Annotated in this window: 2 protein-coding genes; both read left to right on the top strand. The window is 42.7% G+C overall.

What is annotated here, in order from left to right:
• A partial coding sequence (locus tag HCUR_RS09390; RefSeq protein WP_243397228.1) for a hypothetical protein occupies positions 1-529 on the top strand: 529 nt, incomplete at its 5' end.
• Between the two features lie 15 nt (positions 530-544).
• Positions 545-1,114 (top strand): hypothetical protein (locus HCUR_RS00650; RefSeq protein ID WP_129591791.1); only part of this gene is annotated, 570 nt, incomplete at its 3' end.

The following is a 1,114-nucleotide window of genomic DNA, read 5'->3' on the forward strand; positions in this document are numbered from 1 at the left end:
AAAAGAGGGCGGCAATGCTTCGGGTCTAAAGGCCACGGGAAAACAGCGCCAGGAAAAGAAAGCGGGGACTCAGGATATGACCCCGGCGGAATCCCGGGCGTATTTCGAACGCTACAAAGACAATCCTGTGCCGGTGGGTAAGTATAAAGAGAAAAAAATGAAAGATATTGTTCAAGTCCGTACAAAAGAAACCGGACTGGAGTATGAACAGCACCATGTATGGCCCGTGGCTCAGTCTCGAGAAATTTCTAAAGTTACTGGAAAGCAGTATAAAAATAGTGCAGTTATTCCCTTGCCCCTGAAATTACATCAAGCCCAGGGGCGTAAATTGATTCACAAAAGAAATGAGACACTTAAGCCACAGAATCCACGAGAATCTTTATTGCAAGGGGTGCAAGATACCCGCCAAGGATTACTGGATGCGGGCTGTGATCGAACAAAAACCAATGAGGCTTGCCTAGAGGCACTGAAGAAAATAAAGGCGGATAACCCGGAGGGATTTTCTGGAAAAATCCCTCCCAAACCCTAAAAAATGGAGATACAAATGACAAGACAACAAATTTATAATGAAATTCGTGCACGATCACCTCTGTGGTCCGGCGAAGCGCCCGAGCTTTTAGAAGCTCTAGAAGCCTTTGAAAATGAAGAGATATTAGAGGATTTAGAGGACTTATATCAAGAATGGGGAAGTCTTCCAAAAATATATTGTACGGATAAAGAAGAAGACATAGAACATATTCAACAATGCGAATCCTTGTTTGATTTTATGCTGCAGGCGCTGTTTGACCACGGAGATCCCTCCGTGATTCCACGGTTACTGAAGTACGTTCCCTCAGATGATGACGATAAAGAGGATCTGGTATTTATGGAAGACTATTCCAGTGAGCGAATATGTAATGGCATTACCAGTGCACGCTATTTTGGGGAAGACTACATTCCCGTGCTGTTGGGGTGTATTCATGAACTTTTGCCCCGAGCGATAGATGCTGCAGATTCTTTTTTGTATCAAATGATTTTGGATGACTTGGTTTATTTTAAAGAAACTCGTCCTCTAGTAAGTTATTTTTATTTGGCGCAAAAAGAATCTCTGAGGAAAATTTTCGACTACTCAATT

Origin of the sequence: Holospora curviuscula (assembly GCF_002930195.1) — a bacterium.
GTDB lineage: Bacteria > Pseudomonadota > Alphaproteobacteria > Holosporales > Holosporaceae > Holospora > Holospora curviuscula.